6 protein-coding genes and 1 pseudogene are annotated in these 4,723 nt (G+C 72.9%); 1 reads left to right on the top strand and 6 read right to left on the bottom strand.

Going from position 1 to position 4,723, the window contains the following annotated elements; genetic code table 11:
- The 3 genes and pseudogenes from ACQKIP_RS40205 to ACQKIP_RS40195 form a co-directional block, all read right to left on the bottom strand.
- Positions 1–259 (bottom strand): annotated as a pseudogene (locus ACQKIP_RS40205) (hypothetical protein); the annotation flags it as partial.
- Positions 256–882, bottom strand: a complete 627-nt coding sequence (locus ACQKIP_RS40200; protein WP_365860895.1) for a hypothetical protein — start codon at positions 880–882, stop codon at positions 256–258. The gene ACQKIP_RS40200 and the pseudogene ACQKIP_RS40205, both read right to left, overlap by 4 nt.
- Before the next feature lie 215 nt (positions 883–1,097).
- The gene (locus ACQKIP_RS40195) at positions 1,098–2,039 is read right to left on the bottom strand and encodes a helix-turn-helix domain-containing protein (protein WP_365860897.1); all 942 of its coding nucleotides are present in this window, start codon (positions 2,037–2,039) and stop codon (positions 1,098–1,100) included.
- Positions 2,040–2,148: 109 nt separating this feature from the next.
- Here ACQKIP_RS40195 and ACQKIP_RS40190 point away from each other — a divergent pair, with 109 nt between their 5' ends.
- On the top strand, positions 2,149–3,240 hold the full coding sequence (locus ACQKIP_RS40190; RefSeq protein ID WP_365860899.1) for a saccharopine dehydrogenase family protein: 1,092 nt from the start codon (positions 2,149–2,151) through the stop codon (positions 3,238–3,240).
- 30 nt (positions 3,241–3,270) lie between these two features.
- Here the strand turns inward: ACQKIP_RS40190 and ACQKIP_RS40185 are convergent, their stop codons facing one another.
- The 3 genes from ACQKIP_RS40185 to ACQKIP_RS40175 form a co-directional block, all read right to left on the bottom strand.
- A complete protein-coding gene (locus tag ACQKIP_RS40185; protein WP_361184952.1) occupies positions 3,271–3,531 on the bottom strand; it encodes a hypothetical protein in 261 nt (86 codons plus the stop codon).
- A 70-nt stretch (positions 3,532–3,601) separates the two neighbouring features.
- Positions 3,602–3,904, bottom strand: coding sequence for a carboxypeptidase-like regulatory domain-containing protein (locus tag ACQKIP_RS40180; RefSeq protein ID WP_365860901.1), 303 nt, complete (start codon positions 3,902–3,904; stop codon positions 3,602–3,604).
- Between the two features lie 10 nt (positions 3,905–3,914).
- Positions 3,915–4,723, bottom strand: an 809-nt coding sequence (locus ACQKIP_RS40175) for a trypsin-like serine peptidase (RefSeq protein ID WP_427745304.1), incomplete at its 5' end; no start/stop codon positions are given.

The raw sequence follows: 4,723 nt of genomic DNA, 5'->3' as shown, positions 1-4,723 counted from the left end.
CAGTGCTCAGGGCCTGCTGGAGACGCAGGCTCAGCTTGTCGCGTTCGTCCTGCGGGAGCAGCGCGGAGCCGGTGGCGTGGGGGGCGTGTCCCCTGGGGGATTTGGCGTGCGCCGGACCCGGGGCCGAGGCCGGACCGGGTGCCGGGGCCGGGGCGGGTGCGGCGGCCGGGGCGGGTGCCGGGGCTCCGCTGCCGATGGCCGGCTCGTGCGGTGTCTCCAGCGGTGTCTCGCGCGGTGTGAGGTGCCGGGCGTCCGTCATGACGTGCCACTTCCCTTCGCGTGCCGTCGGGGCAGGGCCCACGTCGTGTTGCCGCGGGCCGCGGTGGCCGGCTTGGTGTGCTGCCGGGTCGAATCGGTCGCGTGCTCGGCGACCAGGGCGTCGAAGAGCCGCCGGGCCTCGACCATGGCCGTGCGCATTTCCTCGGTGCCGCCCTGACCGCGGACCGCGGTGTGCACGCTGCGGTAGCCGTGAACGGCATGGCCGTGGTGGACGGAGAGCGCGCCTATCTGTTCCTCGAAGCGCTCGCCGTCGGGGAAGCCCCGGTCCCTGGCCAGGCGCGCGAGAAGAGCGTCGGCCTCGGTGACGGCCTGCTGCGGTGATTCGACGAACTGCTCCTGGACACCGGCCCATTGGGCCACATAGCGCTCGCGCGCGCCGGGCGGCAGGGGTTCGGCCTTGACGGAGCCGTGCAGTCGTACGCGTTCGCGGAGTTCCTGTTCAGCTGCCCGTACGTCGCCGTCGTGGCGGGCGACGGTGTAGTCGTACTCGGGCCCGAAGCGGGACTTCAGGCCGCGTCCGCCGCCCCGGGCTCGCCGCAGTCCGACGAAGAGGACGGCGGCTGCCGCGATGACGACCACGGCGATGATGACGGCGGTGATCATGGCTGCCTCCCTTGGTCTCGTGGTCCGTTCGGCGCTGTGGCCGGCCGATGGGCACCCACACGCGCGGATGCCGATCGGGGCGTCTGTGATCAGCGGTTGAACGGCTGATTCTGTATTGGCACGGCGACCTAGTACCCCGGTGTCCGGGGATCAGTCGGGTGTGTCGTACGGGAGGCGTTCGCGGGGGCGGAGCGCCGGGACGGGCCGGCCGGAGCTCAGGAAGCGCCGAAGGTCCGCCGGTAGGCCTCGGGCGGCAGGCCCGTGACGCGGGTGAAGTGGCGCCGGAGCGTGGCGGATGTGCCCATGCCCGTCCGCTCCGCGATCCGCTCGATGCTCTCGTCGCCCGACTCCAGCAACTCCTGTGCGTGGCGCACGCGTTGGCTGAGCAGCCAGCGCAGCGGAGCCGTTCCGGTCACGGCATGGAAGTGCCGGGCCAGATTGCGGCTGCTCATGCCCGCCTGCCGGGCCAGGTCCTCCACCGTGAGCGGCTGGTCGAGGCGGGCGAGCACCCAGGGCAGCAGATCGGCCAGCGGATGGTCGCGCCCGTGCGCCACCGGTGCCGGGATGAACTGGGCCTGGCCGCCGTCCCGGTGAGGGGGCGTCACGAGCCGCCGGGCCAGCGCGTTGGCCACCGTCGCCCCGTGGTCGGCGCGGACGATGTGCAGGCACAGGTCCATGCCCGCGGCCTTGCCCGCCGAGGTGAGCACGCTGCCCTCGTCGGTGAAGAGCACCCCGGCGTCGACCGTCACCCTGGGGTGGAGCGCGGCCAGCCTGTCCGCGTGCGCCCAGTGCGTCGTGGCCCGGCGGCCGTCGAGGAGTCCTGCCGCGGCAAGCACGAAGGCGCCGGTGCACAGCGAGACGATCCGGGCGCCCGCCGCATGGGCGGCGCGCAGGGCGTCGACCAACTCGTCCTGCGGCTTCTCGCCGATGTCGCGCCAGGCGGGGACGATCACCGTCTGCGCGGCGGCGACGGCGTCGAAGCCGAGGGCCGGATCGGCGCGCAGCCACTCCCCGACCCGGGTTCCCCGCGCCCCGCACACGCTGAAGGAGTACCAGGACCCCGCCAGGTCGGAGTGGTCCGAGCCGAACACCTCGAAGGCCGCCGCGGCCTCGAAAAGCATGCTGCCCTCGGGAAGTGCCATCGCCACGGTCCGCATGTCCGAAACTGTACGCGCTACGTCATTCCCGCCACTGGTGGGGTGCCCGCCGGGCGCGGAACATGGTGTGAGCAGGGCACACCGCCCTCTCGGACAACGGGAGTCAACGATGAGCAGCACCCCCAACACCCGCCGCACGCCTGCCGTTTCGGCTGCCGGTGCCTGGTCCGGCGCGCCGGTGGTCGCCGTCGTAGGCGCGTACGGCCACACCGGCCGCTTCGTCGTGGCGGAACTGCTGCGCCGCGGTGCGGCGCCGGTGCTCGTGGGCCGGGACCGGGGGAAGCTCGACGCACTGCACGGCCTGGCCCCCGGCGCGCCGGTGCGGGTGGCGTCCACCGAGGACGCGGCGTCCCTCGACCGGGCCCTGGACGGTGCGGTGGCGGTCGTCAACTGCGCCGGGCCGTTCCTCACGACGACCCTTCCCGTCGCCGAGGCCGCGCTGCGCGCCGGCATCCCGTATCTGGACGTGGCCGCCGAACAGGGCGTCACCACAAGGCTGTTCGACTCCTACGACGAGCGCGCCCGGGAGGCGGGCGTCGTCGTCGCACCGTCCCTGGCGTTCTACGGCGGCCTCGGCGACCTGCTGGCCACCGCCGCCCTGGGGGACTGGCCGGACGCGGACGAGATCACTCTCGCGTACGCCCTGGACAGCTGGCACCCGACCCGCGGCACCCGCCTGACCGGGGAGAGCAACGCCGGGCAGCACCTCGTCCACTCCGGGGGCAGGCTGCGCCCCTTCGGCTACTCGCAGGAGGTCTTCGCCTGGGACTTCCCCGAGCCGTTCGGCACCGGGGACGCCTCCGAGTTCGCGACGGCCGACCAGGTCACCCTGCCGCGCCACGTGCGCACTCCCGAGGTGCGTGCGGTGATGAACCTCGCGCCGCTGCGGGACATCCGCGACGGGGACACCCCGGAGCCCGTCGCCGCCGACGAAGGCGGGCGTTCCGCGCAGACCTTCGTCGTCGAGGCGGTCGTCCGCCGCGGCGAGGAGACCCGCCGCGCGGTCGCGGGCGGACGCGACATCTACGCGGTGACGGCGCCGCTGGTCGTGGAGGCACTGGAGCGCATCCTCGACGGGCGCTCCGGCGCGCCGGGCGTACACGCGGCCGGATCGGCGTTCGACGCGCCGGACTTCCTGCGCGCGCTCACTCCCGCACACCTGACCCGGCTCGACCTGCCGTCCGCGGAGCTGGTGCGCTGAAAGGCTTCCGGCGCAGAAGCGCCGGAAGCCTCAGAGGTCCGCGACCCGCGCCGAGAGGCCGTAGTCGAGTTCGGACCCGTCGACCAGGAGTGCCTCGACGGTGCGGGTCGCGGGGTCGATGTCGGCCTCCATTCCGTCGCCGGTGTACCGGGGGAACCCGGAGGCTCCGGTCTCGCCCGTGGCCACCACGACGGCCGAGCGCAGGGCGCCGCGGCCATCGGTCGTACTCTCGCCGGTGCCGGAGAACTCGGGCACCAGCAGGATCTCGAAACGCTGCGCGACAGTGCTCATGCACGTGACGCTAGACAGGACCGGCGCGCCACGCATGTCCACCGCTGCCGTTTCGCGCCAAACACGCCGCTCAGTCGAGCGTCAGATCGACCGGCATCCGCGCCGGCAGGGCGCCCTCCGTCTGCGGTTCGACGCGGACGGTGGCCTCGGCCGTGCCGGGCGGGCCCGAGAGAGGGTCCGCCCGGCAGGTGAGCGTGTACACGCCCGCCGTGGGAGCGCTGAGGGAGAACCGCCCCTCGGCGTCCGTCATGGCAGCGATGTCCGGCAGCGGCCGGGGCCCGTCGCTGAACAGGACGTGGGCGCCCGGCACCGGGGTGCCCGAGGCGTCGCGGACCACGCCGGCGATCTCCACCGCGGAACTGCTGCCGCTCATCGGGGTGCGCTCACGCCTTCCACGCCACGTAGTTGTTGTAGACCGGGGTGGTGAACCGGGTTCCCGAGTTCACCCGCGATCCGCCGTAGGCGTGGATGCCGAAGCCGTAGCGGCCCGTACTGTCGATGCGGTAGACGGAGCTGCCGCTCTGCCCGCCGGCGGTGTCGATGTCGTAGTACACCTTGCGCGCGGCGACCGAGTCGATGCCGCGTGCCGCGTACCACTGTGTCCCGGACGGCTTGTCGCCCGGATAGCCGGAAATGTTACCGGTGGTCTTGAGCAGGTCCGAGTCCGACCAGACGCCGAAGCCGAACCAGCCGGTGGTGGAGCCGATGTTGTTGGGCGTGATGATGGCGCCGTAGTCGAAGTTCTCGTCGCCACTGGTCGTCCAGCCGGTCACGGAGCGGAAGCTCGTGCAGGTGATGCTGCCGTAGGGCAGGGAGGCGCCGTTGCGGCCCGGCATCACCTGAATGCTCTTCACCCAGCCGTCCCGGCCCGCCACGCCGCTGCCCTTGATGTAGACGCAGTGCCCCGCCGTGGCGAGGGTGTGCGGTCCAAGCAGCCAGCCGGTGCCCTGGTAGAGGGCGTTGTCGCGGGCGGTGATCAGCAGATAGCAGTGCACCCGCCAGGGATACACGCTGGTGTTGGTGATCTGGACGCGGTCGTCGGGTCCGTGCACGGTTTCCGGAGCCAGCGGGGGCGGGCCGAAGGACGCCTCGCCGATGTCGGGGAGGGATGCGGTCGGGGCGGTCCAGGCCTCGGGTGCGAAGTGGTCCGGGCGCTGGTAGCCCTCGACGTTCTCCAGGCCCTCGCCCATCG

Origin of the sequence: Streptomyces sp. NPDC059900, from assembly GCF_050270335.1 — a bacterium.
Lineage (GTDB): Bacteria > Actinomycetota > Actinomycetes > Streptomycetales > Streptomycetaceae > Streptomyces.
Note: the sequence above shows the minus strand (reverse complement) of the source record. Positions and strands in the feature narration are given on the sequence as shown.